Annotated in this window: 9 protein-coding genes; 5 read left to right on the top strand and 4 right to left on the bottom strand. The window is 64.6% G+C overall.

The window, feature by feature from the left end; all coding sequences use genetic code 11:
* Positions 1-5: 5 nt before the first annotated feature.
* Together EBQ26_RS00375 and EBQ26_RS00370 are read left to right on the top strand one after the other, a co-directional pair.
* Complete coding sequence (locus EBQ26_RS00375) at positions 6-1679, top strand: glycosyltransferase family 2 protein (RefSeq protein ID WP_238944034.1); 1674 nt, start codon at positions 6-8, stop codon at positions 1677-1679.
* The gene (locus EBQ26_RS00370) at positions 1676-2947 is read left to right on the top strand and encodes an O-antigen ligase family protein (protein WP_122237049.1); all 1272 of its coding nucleotides are present in this window, start codon (positions 1676-1678) and stop codon (positions 2945-2947) included. Before EBQ26_RS00375 ends, EBQ26_RS00370 begins: the two co-directional genes overlap by 4 nt.
* A 59-nt stretch (positions 2948-3006) precedes the next feature.
* Here the strand turns inward: EBQ26_RS00370 and EBQ26_RS00365 are convergent, their stop codons facing one another.
* On the bottom strand, positions 3007-4419 hold the full coding sequence (locus EBQ26_RS00365; protein ID WP_122237048.1) for an aminopeptidase P N-terminal domain-containing protein: 1413 nt from the start codon (positions 4417-4419) through the stop codon (positions 3007-3009).
* A gap of 345 nt (positions 4420-4764) precedes the next feature.
* Positions 4765-8220, bottom strand: a complete 3456-nt coding sequence (locus tag EBQ26_RS00360) for a mechanosensitive ion channel domain-containing protein (protein WP_122237047.1) — start codon at positions 8218-8220, stop codon at positions 4765-4767.
* Between the two features lie 81 nt (positions 8221-8301).
* On the opposite strand from EBQ26_RS00360, the gene hemE reads away from it, so the two are divergent.
* Positions 8302-9426, top strand: coding sequence for a uroporphyrinogen decarboxylase (gene hemE / locus EBQ26_RS00355; RefSeq protein ID WP_122237265.1), 1125 nt, complete (start codon positions 8302-8304; stop codon positions 9424-9426).
* A gap of 89 nt (positions 9427-9515) precedes the next feature.
* On the opposite strand, the gene EBQ26_RS00350 is transcribed toward hemE, so the two are convergent.
* Together EBQ26_RS00350 and EBQ26_RS00345 are read right to left on the bottom strand one after the other, a co-directional pair.
* Entirely contained in the window at positions 9516-10409 is an 894-nt protein-coding gene (locus EBQ26_RS00350) for a cation diffusion facilitator family transporter (protein WP_122237046.1), read from the bottom strand.
* 416 nt (positions 10410-10825) lie between these two features.
* Positions 10826-11122, bottom strand: coding sequence for an H-NS histone family protein (locus EBQ26_RS00345; RefSeq protein ID WP_122237045.1), 297 nt, complete (start codon positions 11120-11122; stop codon positions 10826-10828).
* 293 nt (positions 11123-11415) lie between these two features.
* On the opposite strand from EBQ26_RS00345, the gene EBQ26_RS00340 reads away from it, so the two are divergent.
* Complete coding sequence (locus EBQ26_RS00340) at positions 11416-12261, top strand: symmetrical bis(5'-nucleosyl)-tetraphosphatase (protein WP_122237044.1); 846 nt, start codon at positions 11416-11418, stop codon at positions 12259-12261.
* A 254-nt stretch (positions 12262-12515) separates the two neighbouring features.
* A complete protein-coding gene (gene uvrA, locus EBQ26_RS00335) occupies positions 12516-18494 on the top strand; it encodes an excinuclease ABC subunit UvrA (RefSeq protein ID WP_122237043.1) in 5979 nt (1992 codons plus the stop codon).
* The last annotated feature ends 28 nt before the right edge of the window (positions 18495-18522 follow it).

Here is an 18522-nt window from a genome sequence, read left to right as displayed (position 1 = left end):
GTTCAATGGCAGTCAGCCCTGAGGCGGCCAGCGCAGCGGTCGCACCACGCGCTTACACCCTCAGCGTGGTCATGATTGTGAAAAACGAGGCGGCCAATTTGCGCCGCCTGTTGCCGTTGGTGGCGCCGGTGGCCGATGAAATCATCCTCCTCGACTCAGGCAGCAGCGACGATGGGCAGGCCGTGGCACAGCAATACGGCGCGCAGTGGCACGTCGCCAGCGATTGGCAAGGCTTTGGCATCCAGCGCCAGCGGGCGCAAGCGCTCTCCAGGGGCGATTGGATTCTGGTGCTGGATGGCGACGAGTCGCCCGATGCGGCTTTGCTGGAGGCCATCGCCCGCGTCAAGACGCAGGCGCCGGGCGACACTGTCTATGGCATCCGCCGTATCGACGAGGTGTTTGGCCACCTGATCGACTATCCCCGGCGCGGCATCAAGGCGCACTGGCGGCTGTATCCGCGCCGCTTCGGTTATTGCGACAGCGCGGTGCATGAGTCGTTGCAGCTCCAGGGCGCGCAAACGCAGGTGCTGCCTGGCTTTTTGCGCCACCACACGGCGGCCACGCCGCATTTCTGGCTGGAAAAGCGCCTCTCCTATGCCATGGCCTGGGCGCGCGATCGCATGCAGGGGCGGCGTGTGGGTGTGGCCAGCGTGTTGCTGCACACTTTCTGGGCGTTTATCAAGCAGTATTTTGTCGATCGGCGTTTCCTCTGCGGTCGCTACGGCTGGATTTACGCCTGGCTGTTTGCGCAGTACACCTTCCACAAGTACGCGCTGCTCAACGATGTGCAGCGTCGCCCGCAAGGCTACGCGCCGGATTTCGAGCCGCACGCCATCAACCGCCACCATTTGCCCCCGCCGCCCACCGCGCCCGTGGCCGATGCGGCTCGACCATATCGCTTGAGCGTGGTGCTGATCGTGTGCAACGAGGCCAAGCATTTGCCTGCTTGCCTGGCCTCCATTGCCGATTTGGCGCATGAAATCGTCATTCTCGACTCGGGCAGCACGGATGAGAGCGAGCGCATTGCCCGCCACTTCGGCGCGCAATGGCATACCAGCGCCGACTGGCCGGGCTTTGGCGTGCAGCGCCAGCGTGCCCAGGCGCTGGCCAGTGGGGATTACGTGCTGGTCATCGATGCCGACGAGCAGCCCGACGCCACCTTGAAAAACGCCATTCGCCAGGTGCTGGCCAGCGCACCCGATGCGCGCCGTGTTTACAACATCCGGCGGCGCAATATTTTTTGCGGCAGCGTGGTGCACGCCTGGTACACCGATGGCCTGGTGCGGCTTTACCCGCGCGAGCACTTCCAGTACCACCCCTATGACGTGCACGAGTCGCTGGACAGCCGCGATGCCGCCGTCGTCACCTTGCCCGGGCGGCTGGACCACTACACCAACGACAACCTCTACCACTTCCTGCAGAAAAACCTGCGCTACAGCCACACCTGGGCGCAGGAGAAGGCCGCGCAAGGCAAGCGCGCGCCCAGCTTGTGGCTGTTGCCGCTCAAAAGCGCGTTTGCCTTCTTCCGCGAATACATCATCCGCGGCGCGTTCTGGGGCGGGCGCTATGGCCTGTACCTGGCCATCAGCACGGCGGGCTACCACTTCAACAAATACCTGATGTTGCATTGGGCCAGGGAGCAGGCCGAGCGCACGCCAAACGACCCCAATCCATCATGACGCTGACGACGCTGGTCAATGTCGCCACCTTTCTGTTTTTCGCCCTCAGCCTGTGCGCCAAAAGCGGCTACAGCTATGGCACCTTGCTGCTGCTGGGCGCGGCTTTGGCGACCCTGCCGCGCTGGTGGGGGCGGCGTGCGCGTGGTCCGGCCATCAACGCCATCGCCCTGGGCTTTGTCCTCATGGGCCTGGCGGGCATTGGCGATGCGTGGTTTTCCGGCCTGAGCGCCACGTACTACAACATCCCCAGCCGCTTTCTCATCATTGCGTTGCTGCTGTTTTTCCTCAGCGTGCATCCGCCCGATCCGCGCGCGATTTGGCTGGGGGCGGCGTGCGGCGCGGTGCTGGGGGCCATCAGCGCCCACTATTACAGCCATTACGCGCCCGAGATGCTGCAATTTGGCCGGGGCGCGCGCTATCTCAACCCGATTCAGTTCGGCAATCTGGCGGTGTTGCTCACCGTCTTTGCCGCGTGTGGTTTGCGCAGCCGCCCAAGCGCCTGGCAGCGGGCGGTGCTCATCGTGGGCATCGCTGCAGGGCTGTACGCCACCATCTTGTCGGAAACGCGCGGCAGCCTGGTCGGGCTGGGCTTTGCGCTGTGCGCGCTGGCCTTGTTCAAACTGCGCCGCCGTCACTTGCGCCCGCGCAACCTGGGCTTGGCTGCGGCGCTGTGCGGCGCGGCCCTGGGCGCGCTGTGGTTGAACGACGGCAACATCCTTGAGCAGCGCCTCAACGCCGCGCAGCGGGACATCGCCCTGTACCAGCAGGGCACGACCACCACCTCCGTGGGCACGCGGCTGGAGATGTGGCGCTTTGCCTGGCACGAGGGCTGGCGCTATCCGCTGCTGGGCGCGGGTACGGCGCGCATGCGCCAGGACATGGCCGCCTGGGATCAGGCTCAGCCCCAGCCCACCCACATCACGCGCTTTGGGCATTTGCACAATGAGTTTCTCGACGCCTTCGCCCGCCGGGGGCTGCTGGGCCTGGCTCTGGTGCTGTTTCTGACGCTGCTGCCGCTGCGGCTGTATTGGCGCGCGCCGCCGCAGCCAGGGGGCGATCCGCAAATCGTGGCGCTGTGGCTGGCAGGCGTGAGCCACCTGCTGCTCTACATCGGTTTTGGTTTGACCCAGGCGGCGCTGTACGGCCACAACAGCGGCTTTCACTTCTTCGCCCTGCCGCTGTTCTTGTTCTACACGGCTTGGCAGGCGCGGCTGGGCCATGCAGCGCCTTGCGGCTTTGTTTTTCAAATCAAAGAAAATAGATGTTAATTCTAGTTATGCCGAAAAAGGTTTATTTGTTTTCTTATTGATCTGTAATTCATTGAAGCTCAAGCGCGCATCAGTGCTTCAATCTCGCTGGCGGCGACGGGCACCTCGCGCGTCAGCAGCGTGTGGCCGCTGTCGGTAATCAGGGCGTCGTCCTCAATGCGGATGCCGATGTGATGGAAGACCTCGGGCACGCCGGGCGCGGGGCGCACATAAATGCCCGGCTCGATGGTCAGCACCATGCCCGGGCGCAGGATGCGAGACGGGCGGTTGCGGATGACCTCGCCCGAGAGCGGATCGCGCCGCTCGCTCTCGCCTGCTTCGCCCGGCTCGCCCCCTTCCTCGTTGTAGCTGCCGCAATCGTGCACATCCATGCCCATCCAGTGCCCCGTGCGGTGCATGTAGAAGGGGAAGTAGGCGCGGTTTTCGATCGCATCGTCAAGCGTGCCGACCTGGTTGGCATCGAGCAGGCCCAAATCCAGCATGCCTTGCGTGAGCGTGCGCACGGCCGCATCGTGCGGGGCCGTGAAGCGCGCGCCCGGCGCGGTGGCGGCCAGCGCGGCGCTCTGGCTGGCCAGCACCAAATCGTACAAATCGCGCTGCGGCCCGGTAAAGCGCCCGTCGGCGGGGAAGGTGCGGGTGATGTCGCTGGCGTAGCCGTCCAGCTCGCAGCCCGCGTCGATCAGCACCAGCTCGCCCGCGCGCAAGGGCGCATCGCCCGCGCGGTAATGCAGCACGCAGGCATTGGGGCCAGCGGCGACGATGCTGCTGTAGGCCGGAAATTGCGCGCCATGCTGGCGGAAGACGTGCAGCAGCTCCGCCTCCAGGTGGTATTCGCGCGCATCTTCGCCTGCGGCCAGCAGTTGCGCCGAGCGCTGCATGGCGCGCACATGCGCGGCGGCGCTGATGCGGCAGGCGCGGGCGATGGTGGCCGTTTCGTGCGCATCTTTGACCAAGCGCATTTCATCGAGCAGGGTGCATACATCGTGCTGCGCAGTGGGCACGCTGGCGCCGTAACGCGCGCGCGCGCGCACGGCCTCCAGCCACTGCTCCACGCGCGCGGCTAGCCCTTCGTGCGTGGCAAAGGGGTAATACACGGCGCTGCGGTTTTCCAGCAAGGCCGGCAGGCGCGCGCCGAGCTGGTCGATGGAGGCGGCCTCATCCACGCCCAGCCGCGCCGGGGCGGCTTCGGGGCCGAGGCGGTAGCCGTCCCAAATCTCGCGCTCAATGTCCTTGGGCTGGCAAAACAGCAGGCTATGGCCTTGCGCATCCAGCGCCAGCCAGGAGTTGGGTTCGGTAAAGCCGGTCAGGTAATAGAAATAGCTGTCGGGCCGGTAGGGGTAGTGGCAATCGCGGTTGCGGATGCGCTCCGGCGCGGTGGGGATGAGGGCTACGCTGCCAGGTTGCAGCGATTGCGCCAGCCGCTGGCGGCGCTGGGCGTAAATCTGGGGATTGAAGGCGGGGGATTCGTGCATGGGAGAAGAGGGGGGTAATGGTCGGCAACCGATAAAACGCCATACAAAACATCATGCTATATGACGGTGCAGGGGCTTGGCGCTGAGAAATTGAATTTGGGGCGCTCCTGCAGACGGAGTTTGTTTTGGCAAGGCCAAAAATGGGGGCAGAAAAAAAGATCGTCCCCGGGGTTGCCCGCTGGGGCTGCGGACAGAGCCTGCTCAATGACTTCTTCAGAGTTAGCCATAAAGCAGACTCGGGCGGTTTGAGGCACCTGTCAAGGCGATCCCCAACCGCTTCTTGTCCAGTCGCGCCAAGATTTTGCAAGGATCTTGCGGCGCGCCATGCTTTGCGGGCGTGCGCCGTTACGCCGATTCCGCTCCAGGCTGGCTAGGTGCAGCCGGCGGCTGAGCGGAATCCAGCGCGGCGCAGATGTCGCGCACGTGCACGTCCATTTGCGGGAAGGCGATTTCGATGTTGGCTTCGCCCAGCAGCTCGGTGATGCGGCGGTTGAGGTCGTTGAGCGTGGGCATGCGCTCGCCCAGCGTGGCGACGTAGACGCGCAATTCAAAATCCAGCGTGCTGTTGCCCAGGGTGACAAACCAGGCGTTGGGGGCGGGGTCGCGCAGGACGTTGGGATGTTCGCGGGCCGCGCGCAGCAGCAGATCGCGCACCAGGGCGGGATCGCTGCCGTAAGCGACGCCGACATTGACGGTCATGCGGGTGACGTTGTCCGAGAGCGTCCAGTTGGTGACCTGGCCGGTAATGAAGGTTTTGTTGGGAATGACGATTTCCTTGTTGTCGTAGTCCAGCACGGTGGTGGCGCGGGTGCGGATGCGGGTGACGGTGCCGGTCATATCGCCGATGGTGATGGTGTCGCCTACGCGGAAGGGGCGCTCGACCAGCAGGATCAGGCCGGAGACGAAATTGGCAAAGATTTCCTGCAAGCCAAAACCCAGGCCCACGGTGAGCGCGGCGGCCATCCATTGCAGTTGGCTCCAGCGCAGGCCAAACAGGCTGAAGGCGAACAACGCGCCTGCGATGCTGATGGCGTAACGCGCCAAGGTGGTGATGGTGTAGCGCGTGGCGCTGCTGATGTGCCGCGTGGAGTTCAAGGCCAGCTCCAGCAGCCCCGGCAGGTTACGCGCCATGCTGAAGGTCAGCAGCAGCACGACGATGCCCATGGAGACTCCCATGAGGGTGATGGGCATGGGCTCGGTCTTGCCGGCGGTGTTGACGGTGCTGCTGTGCCAGAGCACGACGCTATCGAGCCGCAGCAAGGCAGGCAGCACTGCGGCCCAGGCCCACAGCAGGCCAACGGCGAGCAAGGAGCGGCGCAGCAGGCGCAGCAGGCGGCGCGATTGGGTGCTGACGGTGACGAGGGCGATTTCCGGCTCGCCATCGGGTGGGGGTTCCCCTGCCTCGATATCCGCTACGCCGTTGTTGGCGTTGCGCTGCTCCAGCATGCGTTTGTGGGCCAGTTGCTGCTCGCCCAGCAACAGCCAACGCCGCAACAGGCCGTCGATGACGAGCACGGCCAGCACTACGGTCAGGCTGGTGAAAAGGGCGTCAAAGACTTCGATACCGGTGTAGATGTAGCCGCTCAGCGCCAACAGGCTGACGCTGGCAAAACCCAAGGGTACGAGGGTGGCGAGGGCACGCTGGAACCAAGGGGCTTTGCGTGGTGCAGGTGGCATGAGCAGATGTTTCAGCAACCAGGACAGCACTGCCAGGGAGGCGGCCAGCGCGGCCAGACTGGTGCGCCCCCAGGTGCTGATGGTGGCGTTATCGCCATAGTGCATGGAGAGCATGACGACGAAGCTCAACGGCACGATCAGCGCCATCGCCAAAGGCTGGGCGCGGCGCAGAGCCTGGATGCGTGGCTGGGGCCAGCCGAAGTGGGCTTGAGCCAGGCCGCCAGGCTGCACCAAGGCGCCCCAAAGGCCGGTGAGCAGCAGCAATTGGGCGATTTCCACCAGGGTATGGCCCAGGGCTTCGATGGCGTGCAGGTGGCGTGCGCCGATTTCCTGCAAGGCGGAGCCTACGCCCCAGGCGGCAACGGCGCTGGGCAGGGCGATGAGCAGGGTCCACATCAGCGCTTGCAGGGTGAGGGTGAAGCTGTCCTGGCTGATGTGGCGCATGCGTTCACTGATGGCGCGCAGATGCTTGGGCGCACGCATACGCAAGGCCAGCAGGCCCAGCAAGACCAGGCCAAGACCGAGATAGGGCAGCGGATTGCTGACCATATCGATGAGCATGAATTGTGCGGCTTTGGCCAGGTTGGCGGAGAAGGAGACGGCTTGGGCGGCTTGCTCGCGCCATTGCTCCAGCCACTGAAGGCCTACGGGCCGATGGCTGGGCGTCCAGAGCAGTTGGCGATCCATCAATTGCAGCAGCTCGGCGCCGCGAGTGAGGATGGTTTGCAAGGCGGCGTCGGTTTGCTCCAGTACGCTGATACGGCGGCGCAACAGTTGTTCCACCTGGTCGATCAGGGTGGCTTGCTGGCCTTGCCACGGGAGCAAGCGGGTTTCGTCTTGCGCGGTTTCGTCGTTGGGAGCGGCGTTCTCTTGAGGGTCGAGGACGATGGCGTCGCCTCGGCTGAGGGCGTAGCGCGCTTCCGTGTGGCTGTAGAGCTGCAAGCGCAGCTTGCTCAGGCGCTGCTGCACTTGCTGGCGCTGGGCTTGGAGTGCCAGCAGCGAGGGCATGGCCAGGCGTTGCTGCCAGAGCCAGTAGCCGATGTCGGCGTCGTTGCTGCCCAGGCGCAGACGCGCCTGCGTATCGCGCAGCACATCGGCGATTTGTTCGCGCTCGCGCTCGTAGTCGGTCAGGGCATTGCGTTCTTTGGTCAAGTCCTGGGTGTTTTGCAGCAGTTGCGTGGCCAGCTCGGCATTTTGCTGAGCCAGGGCGAGCAGAGCGGGATCGGCCTGTACGGCCTCGCTCTGGGCCAGGGCGGTTTGCGCTTGGGCTTGTTCTTGCAAGCGTTGCAGGCGGTTGGCGCTGATGCGCTGGTTCAACCAGTCGATGCGTGGTGCACGCAGCGATTGCTCCTGGCGCAGAGTTTGCAATTGCACTTCCAGGTGGCGCTGGCGGGCTTCGGCAGTGGCTTGCTCGGTGTCGTACAGGGCCAGCTCCACCAAGGCCCGGCGGTGCTCGGCGGCGCGGCGCAGGCGGCGTGCCTCTTGCAATGCGGCAGGCTCGTTGGGGTCCAGTTGCGGCTCGCCCGCATGGGCATCGGCGCGCTGCCGCAGGGCGGCCATTTGGCCCAAACGCTGCCCTGGCCTGGAGATCAGGTTGCTAAGCTCGTTGGCCGTGGTGTCGATACGGGTTTTCAGGGTGTCCAGGGCATTGCGCTCTTGCTGGAGCAGGTATTCCAGGGCCTCGTCATCGGTGGCTTTTGGTAAGCGGGCAATCCACTGCTTGAGTTGGTTTTGCCGTTCTTCAGGCGTCAAGGCAGCGGGCATGCTGGCTTGCGTCGGGGCGGCTTGCGCTTGCTCTTGCAAGGCGCTTAGCTGCGTGGCGAGGGGTTCAGCCTCTTTCTCCAGTGCCAGTGCGGCGTCCAATTGGGCTTGTGCAACTTCACGCTGGGTGGCGCTGAGTTCGGCGCTTTCGAGCGCGCTGCGCGCTGCCTCAATCGCCTTGGCCTGGGAGGCTGGCACGCTCACACTGGCATGCGCTACGCCCAGTGTCAGGGCGCAGATGAGCAGCCAGCACAACAGCAACCAGCGCAGGGCTTGGCGCATGGAGGCAGGCTGGGCGGGCATGGCGGTGGGGCCGCCTTGAGAGCGGCGCGTTTTTTCAAAAGAAGAGGGGGTTTTTTGCATGGCGCGCTTTATAACGCGTTGTGGAGCTTGGCGTAGCCAATGAGCGGCGTAGGCGAACGCGCGTGGGCGACAATGCAGCCCATGAGCTTTTTACCTTTGCAAAACGATACTTTTCTGCGGGCCTGCCTGGGTCAGGCTACCGATTACACCCCTTTGTGGATGATGCGCCAGGCAGGGCGCTATTTGCCTGAATACCGAGCCACGCGCGCGAAAGCAGGCAGTTTCATGGGGCTGGCTACCAATGTGGATTTCGCCACGGAGGTGACACTCCAGCCGCTGGAGCGTTATCCCCTGGACGCGGCGATTTTATTTTCCGACATTCTCACGGTGCCCGATGCCATGGGCTTGGGGCTGCATTTTGTGGAAGGGGAGGGGCCGCGTTTTGAGCGCACGGCAGGCGATGAGGCGGCCATTGCCGCCTTGGCCGTGCCGGATATGGCCCGGCTGGGATATGTGTTCGATGCCGTGACGTCGATCCGCCGCGCGTTGGGCGGGCGGGTGCCGCTGATTGGTTTTTCCGGCAGTCCGTGGACGTTGGGCTGCTACATGGTGGAAGGCGGCGGCAGCGCCGACTACCGCAAGGTCAAATCCCTGATGTATGCCCGGCCCGATCTCATGCATCGCTTGCTGACAGTCAATGCCGATGCCGTGGCGACGTATCTGAACGCACAAATTGACGCTGGCGCACAGGCCGTAATGGTGTTCGATAGCTGGGGCGGGGTGCTGGCGCACAGCCATTTTCAGGACTTCAGCTTGGCCTACACAGCGCGTGTGCTGGCACAGCTCAAGCGCCAGGGGGCGGATGGGCAAGTGGTGCCCCGTATTGTGTTCACCAAGGGCGCGGGCCTGTGGCTGCAAGAAATGGCAGAGCTGGATTGCGACGTGCTGGGGGTGGATTGGACGGTCAGCCTGCGCCAGGCCCGTGAATGGGTAGGCGCCCGCAATGGCCGTGCGGGCAAAGCCTTGCAGGGCAATTTGGACCCCTGTGTGCTGTTCGCTCCGCCAGCGGTGATTGAAAGCGAAGTGCAGCGCGTGCTGGACGATTTTGGCGCGCCCCATATGCAACAGGGCTGCGTTGGCCCGACGCATATCTTCAACCTCGGGCATGGCATCAGCCAATTCACGCCGCCGGAAAATGTGGCGCATTTCGTTGATGCCGTGCATCGACTATCGAGACAAATGCGCAATGCCACAGCGGTGGGCTGAGGTGTGATGCCACCAAGCAAAAGTGGGGCGCTATAGCGCCCCTTTTTTGTGTTTGTATGGGGCGGGGCAGGCAAAGCGGCCAGAAAACGTCAAGGCGATGGCTCGTTGAACGATTTGGGGTCTTCGATAGGCTCCAAGTGCGTGATGACGTAAAGGTGAGGCACGGCTTGTTGCAGAGCTGCTTCCAGCGATTGCAACATATCGTGGCCTTGCTGGACCGTCCATGCGCCGGGTACCAGGACGTGTATGGAGGCAAAGCCACGCGCGCCAGCCTGGCGCGTGCGCAGGGCATGAAATGCGACCCCTTGCGCGCGAAAATCATCCAGCACGCGCTCAATGGCCCCCAGCTCGTGCGCGGGTAGGGCTTCGTCCATCAATCCGGCGACGGAGCGGTGCACCAGCTTCAGTCCCTCCCGCATGATGTGCAAGGCCACCAGCAGGGCCAAGAGCGCATCCATCCACCACCACCCCAAGGCCCATGCAGCCAGCAAGCCCAGCAATACGGCGGCAGAAGTCCAGACATCCGCAAACAAATGCCGCGCATCGGCTTCCAGCGTGATGGAGCGATGGCGCCGCCCTGCACGCAGCAGCACCAGGCCTGTCGCGCCATTGATAGCTGAGGCCAGCATCGATGCCAGCATGCCTGCTCCCAGGTTGTCCAGTGGCGCGGGCGCGAACAAGCGGTGCACGCCTTCCCAAGCGATGGCGCAGGCCGCGCCCATGATCAGAAATCCCTCAAAACCGCTGGAAAAATATTCGGCTTTGCTGTGACCAAAAGTGTGGTCTTCATCGGCTGGACGCACGGCAATGCTGAGCATCCATAAAGCCATGCAAGCGCCTGCGAGATTAACCAGCGACTCCATGGCGTCGGAAAACAAGCCTACCGAACCCGTTAATTGCCAAGCTGCGCCTTTGAGCGCGATGGTGGCTAAAGCAGCGGCGATAGAAAGCCGCGCGTAAAAGGTCAAAGAAGGGTGAGCCATTGCGGGAATATGGCAAATCAAGGGTTGTGGGCCATATTGAAGGGCTTGGATGCGTTGTTAAACGTTGGGGCTTGCTGCAATTGGACGGTATTGCGTATCAAAAATAGGTGCTAACTAGAAAGAGGTCGTGACCTGGCTGGCATGAGGCGTGGAGCTGGAAGGGGCGGTAGTATTCACACGCTTTGAAACGTGGGGTGAAAGATGCCTGTGTGAATAGTGCCGTGTTTTTTGGGGCTGAAGACGGAGGGCTTTCATGCCGGGGCGTATTGTGCAGGAAGACTGACGAACACTTCAAAAGCAATGGCCAGGGGTGAGCCTGGCCATTGAATCGAATATCCCACTGCGCAATGGATGGGTTTTTTGCAAAATCCCATCGACGCACAAGCGAGAAACAGGGGAAAGGAAGATGCGCGTTATCAAGCGTTGGGAATTCTGAATTGCTCGCGATCCTTGTCCTGAATCCAGCGCGGGGGTTTGCCGCGGCCAGTCCAAGTCTCGCCCGTTTCCTTGTTCATGAAACGGGGTGGCACTTTTTTGCCTGCCTGGGTAGAAGTCCGAGGGGTTTTGCCAAAAATATCGGCGGCGCTCAATTCGTGCAGATTTACCAGGCGCTGCACTTCGGCCAAGGCTTGAGAGCGCTCTTGCTGGCGCAGTTGCTTGATTTGCTGGTCAAGGGCTTCGCGTTGCTGGAGGAGGTCGGTTAGTTGGTTCATGGCTGGCTTGCTAGGATGTAAGTGGTACAAAAACCATTAGGAGATTCTCGGGCGGATAGAAAATGCAGCCGCATCACTCTGCCACAATGATATTTGAGGTATCTCCCAAAGTGGGGGGATTGTATAGGCGTTTTTGGAGATTTTGCAAAATTCCAACTGCATGGGGGTCGCGACCATAAATGGGCTGGGTGCTCGCTGCGGCTGGTATGGGTTGTTATAGGGCCGAACGATAAAAGCATCACAGCGTGTCTTTTTTCTTTCAATGTCGATGGTAATGATACTTGGAGAGCAATATGGCGGTTTACTGCGTGGGTGATGTGCAAGGTTGTGATGGCGCTTTGCGGCGCTTGATGGATGAGATTGGTTTTTCCGCCAGCCGGGACCATCTTTATTTATTGGGCGATCTGGTCAATCGCGGCCCAAACTCCACGGCGGTGCTGCGGCGCTGCGTCTGTGCGGAAGGCAGTATTTCGGTGATTTTGGGCAACCACGATTTGCATTTGCTGGCCCGCTATTACGGGGTGAGAAAGTCCAGCCGCCGTGACACGATCGATCAGGTAATCCAGGCGCCCGATGTCGATGCCTTGATGGCGTGGTTGCGCCAGCAGCCGCTGGCGCGGCAAATCGCATTTCAGGATGGCCCTTTGTTAATGGTGCATGCAGGCGTTTTGCCGCAGTGGACGGCGCAAAAAACTCTGGATTTGGCGCAGGAAGTGCATGCGGTATTGGCCGATGCCAAAGCGTGCCGTTCTTTTATTGAGCAGATGTATGGCAATCAGCCGGATCGCTGGAGCGATAAGCTCAAAGGGAAAGACCGTTTGCGCGCCATCGTCAATGCGCTGACGCGCTTGCGTTTTTGTTCGGCCGATGGGCGCATGGATTTTGAAAGCTCTGAAAATGCCGATAAAGCACCGCCGGGATTAATGCCCTGGTTTGAGGTGCCAGGGCGAAAAAGTGCAGATACGACGATTGCGTTTGGCCATTGGTCCACGCTGGGCTTGCAAGATCGCGCCAATATCCTGGCCTTGGATACGGGTTGCGTGTGGGGTGGCTGCTTGAGCGCCATGCGGTTTGGCTTGCGCAAGGCTGACCGGGAGGTGATTCAGGTGCCGTGCGAGGCGGCGCAGAAACCGGGCTGAGGCTTGTGCAAAACCCTTGGCGGCGCTTGGGCAGCCTGCCGCTTGTGGCCTTTTGCAGGTGAAGGTTGTGAATGGGGTGGTTTTCTTATATTTCAATCAAGGGAAAATATATTTATTGCATATGTTGCCGAAAAGCGGTTATTTTGTTTCCTTTTGATTTGCAATAAAAAGGTTGTCGTGGCTTTTCCCGCCTTTGTGTGGCCTTTTGGCGGGTGTGCGGGTTTACTCGGGGGCGTTGGGTTACGCTCGCAGGCATGTCTGCTGCCAAGCCTTTCCCATCTGTTCAATCTTTCCATCCTTCCAGCCAGTCGGAGCCGCCCGCGCCTTCGTCTGCATCGCCGATTCGCATCCGTGGCGCGCGCCAGCACAATTTGCAGAATCTGGATCTGGACATCGCCCCCGGCACGCTGACGGTGGTCACCGGCCCCAGCGGCAGCGGCAAGTCCTCGCTGGTGTTCGACACGCTCTACGCCGAGGGCCAGCGCCGCTATGTGGAGACGTTCTCTGCCTACGCGCGGCAATTCCTCGACCGCATGGACAAACCTGCGGTGGACCGCATCGAGGGCGTGCCGCCGGCCATCGCCATCGACCAGACCAACCCGGTGCGCAACAGCCGCTCCACCGTGGGCACGATGACCGAGCTCAACGACCACCTGAAGCTGCTGTTTGCGCGCACGGCCCAGCTCTACGACCGGCAGACGGCCCTGCCGGTGCGCCACGATACGCCGCAGAGCGTGTACGCGGCCTTGCAGGCGCGCTTCGGCAAGGAGAGCGGCAAGGGGGATGGCAAAGAGGATGGCCAGGGCGCAGGCGACCCGCGCCTGGTGGTGACCTTTGCCGTGGAGCTGCCCGCCGACACCAGCGAGGAGCAAATGCAGCAATGGCTGGCCGCCAGCGGCTACACCAAGGTGCAGGCCCAGCGGCTGGTGCAGGTGGAGCAGGCCGCAGCCACTGCCGCCACGGGCAAGGCCGTGAAGAAAACGGGCAAGGCCGCCAAAGCAAGCCCCGCCCCGGCGCAGCGCAAGGTGCTGGATGTGGTGGCCGATCGCTTTCGCCTCTCGCGTGCCGAGCCAGCGCGGGTGGTCGAGGCGCTGGAGACGGCCTTCCAGCGCGGCCACGGGCGGCTGGCCGTGTATGTGTTGCCTGAGGTTAAGGTCGAGGCAGCAGCCGAGGGCGAGGCCGCAGCGCCCGAAATCCTGCACTTCTCCCAAGGCCTGCACTGCCCCGAAAGCCAGTTGCGCTATCAGGAGCCCACGCCCTCGATGTTCTCCTTCAACTCCCCGGCCGGGGCCTGCGAGGCCTGCCGGGGCTTTGGCCGCGTGATCGGCGTGGACTGGGGCCTGGTGATCCCCGACGAACGGCTGACTTTGCGCCAGGGCGCCATCAAGGCCATCCAAACCCCGGCCTGGAAGGAGATTCAGGACGATTTGCTGCGCCACGCCGAGAGCTGGCGCATCCCGCGCGACACGCCCTGGCGGGACTTGACGCCCGAGCAGCGGCACTGGGTGCTGCACGGCGCGCCGGATTGGAACGGCAAGTGGACGCAGAAGTGGTACGGCATTGCGCGCTTTTTCGAATACCTGGAGAGCAAGGCCTACAAGATGCACATTCGCGTGCTGCTCTCCAAATACCGCAGCTACACCACCTGCCCGGCCTGTGCAGGCGCGCGGCTGAAGACGCAAAGCCTGCTTTGGCGCGTGGGCACCAAGGCGGCGGCGGATGCGGCGCTGCCCGCTGCGCAGCGCTTCATGCCCGCAGGCGTAGGCTGGAGCCGGGCGCAATTGGAGGCCCTGCCCGGCCTGTGCCTGCACGATTTGATGCAGTTGCCGCTGGCAAGGCTGGCGCATTTCATGGCCACCCTGGTGCCGCCCGAGGATGACGACGGCGCCCAGGCCCAGGCCACGCGCATGCTGCTGGCAGAAATCAACGCGCGGCTGCGCTTTCTCAACGAGGTCGGCATTGGCTACCTGACGCTGGACCGGCAAAGCCGCACCCTGAGCGGCGGCGAAGTACAGCGCATCAACCTGACGACGGCGCTGGGCACTTCGCTGGTGAACACCTTGTTCGTGCTCGACGAGCCCAGCATCGGCCTGCACCCGCGCGACATGCAGCGCATCAACCAGGCCATGCTGCGCCTGCGCGATGCGGGCAACACGCTGGTGGTGGTGGAGCACGACCCGGCGGTGATGCTGGCGGCCGACCGCATCATCGACATGGGGCCGCGCCCAGGCAGCGGCGGCGGGCGCATCGTGTTCGACGGCACGCCCGCCGCGCTGCGCCAGGCCGACACGCTCACCGGCCAATACCTGGGCGGGCGGCTGCGCATCGACAGCCCGGCGCGCCGCGCCGTGCAGCCGGGCACGCCGCGCCTGCTGTTGCAGGGCGCGCGCGCCAACAACCTGCAAGGCATGGATGTGGAGTTCCCCTTGCAGCGCATGGTGTGCGTGACCGGCGTGTCCGGCTCGGGCAAGTCCACGCTGATCCAGGACGTGCTGGCCCCGGCGCTGCTGCGCGCCTTTGGCAAAGCGACGGACGCGCCCGGCGCGCACGATGCGCTGCTGGGGGCCGACCACCTGGCCGATGCGGTGTTCGTCGATCAATCGCCCATCGGCAAGACGGCGCGCTCCAACCCGGCCAGCTACGTGGGCGCGTGGGATGCGATCCGCAAGCTCTTTGCCGATGCGCCGCTGGCGCGCCAGCGCGGCTACACGGCGGCCAAGTTCAGCTTCAACAGCGGCGACGGGCGCTGCCCGGTGTGCGGCGGCAGCGGTTTTGAGCATGTGGAGATGCAATTTCTCTCCGACGTCTATCTGCGCTGCCAGGAATGCAACGGCAGCCGCTACCGCCCCGAGGTGCTGGAGGTGCAGATCGAGCGCGGCGGCCAGGCGCTGAACGTGGCCGACGTGCTGGCGCTGACGGTGGACGAGGCGCTGGCCTGCTTAGCCACCGATCGCGAGGTGCTGCGCGCCCTGCAACCGCTGGCCGACGTGGGGCTGGAATACCTGCGCCTGGGCCAGAGCGTGCCCACGCTCAGCGGCGGCGAGGCCCAGCGCCTCAAGCTCGCCGGGCACCTGGCCGAGGCCGCGCAGCAGGCCAGCAAAAGCCGCCAGCCGCTGGCGCGCAAGGGCACGCTGTTTTTATTTGACGAACCGACCACCGGCCTGCATTTCGACGACATCGCCAAGCTCATGCGCGCGCTGCGCAAGCTGCTCGATGCCGGGCACTCGCTGATCCTGATCGAGCACAACCTGGACGTGATGCGCGCGGCCGACTGGATCATCGACCTGGGCCCCGAGGCCGGGGAAGCTGGCGGACGCATCGTGGCGCAAGGCGCGCCAGAAGAAGTGGCCCGGCACCCCGATTCGCTGACCGGCGCTGCGCTGCGCGAGTACGAGCAAGTATTGGGCCAGCCGCCCGCAGCCCACGCCACCCACGCCGCGCAGGGCCTGCACGTGGCTGAGCCGCAGGCCGTGTACGGCGCAAAAACGGCTGCGGCCCGGCATCCGGCCACGATCGACATCGTCCACGCCCGCGAGCACAACCTGAAAAACCTCAGCGTCTCCATCCCGCGCGGGCGCTTCAACGTCATCACCGGCGTGTCCGGCTCGGGCAAATCCACGCTGGCCTTCGACATCCTGTTTGGCGAGGGCCAGCGCCGCTATCTGGAATCGCTCAACGCCTACGCGCGCTCCATCGTGCAGCCGGCCAGCCGCCCGGATGTGGACGCCGTGCACGGCATCCCGCCCACGGTGGCGATCGAGCAGCGGCTCTCGCGCGGCGGGCGCAAATCCACCGTCGGCACGGCCACCGAGGTCTGGCACTACCTGCGCCTGCTGTACGTCAAGCTGGGCGTGCAGCACTGCGTGCACGACGGCGCGGCGGTGCAGCCGCAATCGCTGGACGCCATCGCCGCCCATGTGCTGCGCCGGCACCGCGGCCAACACATCGGCCTGCTGGCGCCGCTGGTGGTGGGCCGCAAGGGCATTTACACCGAGATCGCCGAATGGGCGCGGCTGCGCGGCCACACGCATTTGCGCGTCGATGGCGCGTTTGTGCCCACCGCGCCCTTCCCCAAGCTGGACCGCTACAAGGAACACCACATCGAGCTGCCCGTGTGCAGCCTGGATGTGACGCCCGCCAACGAGGCGCTGCTGCGCGAGCAACTGGCGCTGGCGCTGCAACACGGCAAGGGCGTGGTGCAGGTGCTCAGCGGCATCGGCCAGCCAGATGGCCCCGGCGGCCTGGCTGCCGCGCTGGCGGCCGACCCCAGCGGCCAGGGTACGCGCGGCCTGGGCCAGATCGAAAGCTATTCCACACTGCGCGCCTGCCCGCAATGCCATACCTCGTACCCCGAGCTGGACCCGCGCCTGTTCTCCTACAACAGCGCGCACGGCTGGTGCCCCGACTGCGTGGGCACGGGCCTGGCGCTGACGCGCGAGCAGCGCCAGGCGCTGGACGACTCCGCCCCGCAGGACGAGCGCGGGCGCGAGCGCAGCTTTGACGAGCCAGACGTGGAAGGCCTGGACGACGCTGCCTGCCCCGCCTGCCAGGGCACGCGCCTGAACGCCACCGCCCGCGCCGTGCGCTTTCACGGCATGGCCATTACCGACCTGGCGCGGCGGACGGTCAGCGAGCTGCGCGCCTGGGTGCAAAGCCTGCAAGCGGGCAGCGCCGCCGACGCACTCAGCCCGCGCGAGGCCGAAATCGCCCGCGACCTGCTGCCCGAAATCCGCTCCCGGCTGGAGTTTCTGGAACAAGTCGGCCTGGGCTATCTCACGCTGGACCGTGGCGCGCCCACGCTCAGCGGCGGCGAGGCCCAGCGCATCCGCCTGGCCGCGCAACTGGGCAGCAACCTGCAAGGCGTGTGCTACGTGCTGGACGAGCCCACCATCGGCCTGCACGCGCGCGACAACCGCATCCTGCTGGGCGCGCTGCAGGCCCTGAGCGACAAGGGCAACACCCTGGTCGTGGTCGAGCACGATGAGGACACCATCCGCAGCGCCGACCACCTCATCGACATCGGCCCCGGCGCGGGCGTGCGCGGCGGCAGCATCGTCGCCCAGGGGCGGCCCGAGGCCGTGGCTCAGCACCCCGACTCGCTCACCGGCCGCTACCTGCGCCAGGCCATGCGCCACCCGTTTCGCCCGCGCCGCGCCGTGGGCGCGGACAGCCCCGCGCTGCGCCTGCAAGGCGCCAGCCTGCACAACCTGCAAGGCGTCAACGCCTGGGTGCCGCTGGGGCGGCTGGTGGCGATCACTGGCGTATCCGGCTCGGGCAAATCCACGCTGGCGCGCGAAGTGCTGCTGGCCAACGTGGCGCGCCTGGTCGGCCAGCAGGCCAGCAAGGCCGGGCGCGAAGCCCTGCGCGAGCGCGGCGCGGCCGGGCAGTTGCAACACCTGCGTGGCCTGCAAGGCTTCGAGGGCATCGACCGCGTGCTCGAAGTCGATCAAACCCCCATCGGCAAAACCCCGCGCTCCTGCCCGGCCACCTACATCGGCTTTTGGGACACGGTGCGCAAGCTCTTTGCCGACACGCTCGAAGCCAAGGCGCGCGGCTACAGCGCCAGCCGCTTCTCCTTCAACACCGGCGAGGGCCGCTGCCCGGCCTGCGAAGGCCAGGGCATGCGCACCATCGAAATGAGCTTTCTGCCCGATGTGAAAGTGCCCTGCGAGGTCTGCCATGGCGCGCGCTTCAACCCCGAAACCCTGGCCGTAACCTGGCGCGGCAAGCACATCGGCCAGGTGCTGCAAATGGAGGTGGACGAGGCCATCGGCTTCTTCGCCAGCATGCCCGCCATCGCCCATCCGCTGCAACTGCTGCAAGACGTGGGCCTGGGCTACCTCACCCTGGGCCAGCCCAGCCCCACCCTGAGCGGCGGCGAAGCCCAGCGCATCAAGCTCGTGACCGAGCTGGCCAAGGTGCGCGACGACATCACCCGCCGCGGCAACAAGGCCCCGCACACCCTGTACGTGCTGGACGAGCCCACCGTCGGCCTGCACATGGCCGACGTGGAAAAGCTCATCGGCGTGCTGCACCGCCTGGTCGATGGCGGGCACAGCGTGGTCGTCATCGAGCACGATCTGGATCTGATCGCCGAAGCCGACTGGATCATCGACCTGGGCCCCGAAGGCGGCCAGGCCGGCGGCCAGATCGTCGCCGCAGGCACGCCCGAGGATGTCGCGGCCAAAGGCAGCCTGACCGGAGAGGCGATAGACGCTGTTTTGAAACGCTAAGCCCATGACGCAACAAAAGCCAAGCGCG

It is taken from the genome of Allofranklinella schreckenbergeri (assembly GCF_003703475.1).
GTDB lineage: Bacteria > Pseudomonadota > Gammaproteobacteria > Burkholderiales > Burkholderiaceae_C > Lampropedia > Lampropedia schreckenbergeri.
This window is presented reverse-complemented; position numbering and strand designations above follow the sequence as displayed.

Excerpts from the sequence above, each read along its gene's own strand:
- EBQ26_RS00375 (WP_238944034.1), top strand. The coding sequence starts at position 6 with ATGGCAGTCAGCCCTGAGGCGGCCAGCGCAGCGGTCGCACCACGCGCT.
- EBQ26_RS00370 (WP_122237049.1), top strand. The coding sequence starts at position 1,676 with ATGACGCTGACGACGCTGGTCAATGTCGCCACCTTTCTGTTTTTCGCC.
- EBQ26_RS00365 (WP_122237048.1), bottom strand. The coding sequence starts at position 4,419 with ATGCACGAATCCCCCGCCTTCAATCCCCAGATTTACGCCCAGCGCCGC.
- EBQ26_RS00360 (WP_122237047.1), bottom strand. The coding sequence starts at position 8,220 with ATGCAAAAAACCCCCTCTTCTTTTGAAAAAACGCGCCGCTCTCAAGGC.
- hemE (WP_122237265.1), top strand. The coding sequence starts at position 8,302 with ATGAGCTTTTTACCTTTGCAAAACGATACTTTTCTGCGGGCCTGCCTG.
- EBQ26_RS00350 (WP_122237046.1), bottom strand. The coding sequence starts at position 10,409 with ATGGCTCACCCTTCTTTGACCTTTTACGCGCGGCTTTCTATCGCCGCT.
- EBQ26_RS00345 (WP_122237045.1), bottom strand. The coding sequence starts at position 11,122 with ATGAACCAACTAACCGACCTCCTCCAGCAACGCGAAGCCCTTGACCAG.
- EBQ26_RS00340 (WP_122237044.1), top strand. The coding sequence starts at position 11,416 with ATGGCGGTTTACTGCGTGGGTGATGTGCAAGGTTGTGATGGCGCTTTG.
- uvrA (WP_122237043.1), top strand. The coding sequence starts at position 12,516 with ATGTCTGCTGCCAAGCCTTTCCCATCTGTTCAATCTTTCCATCCTTCC.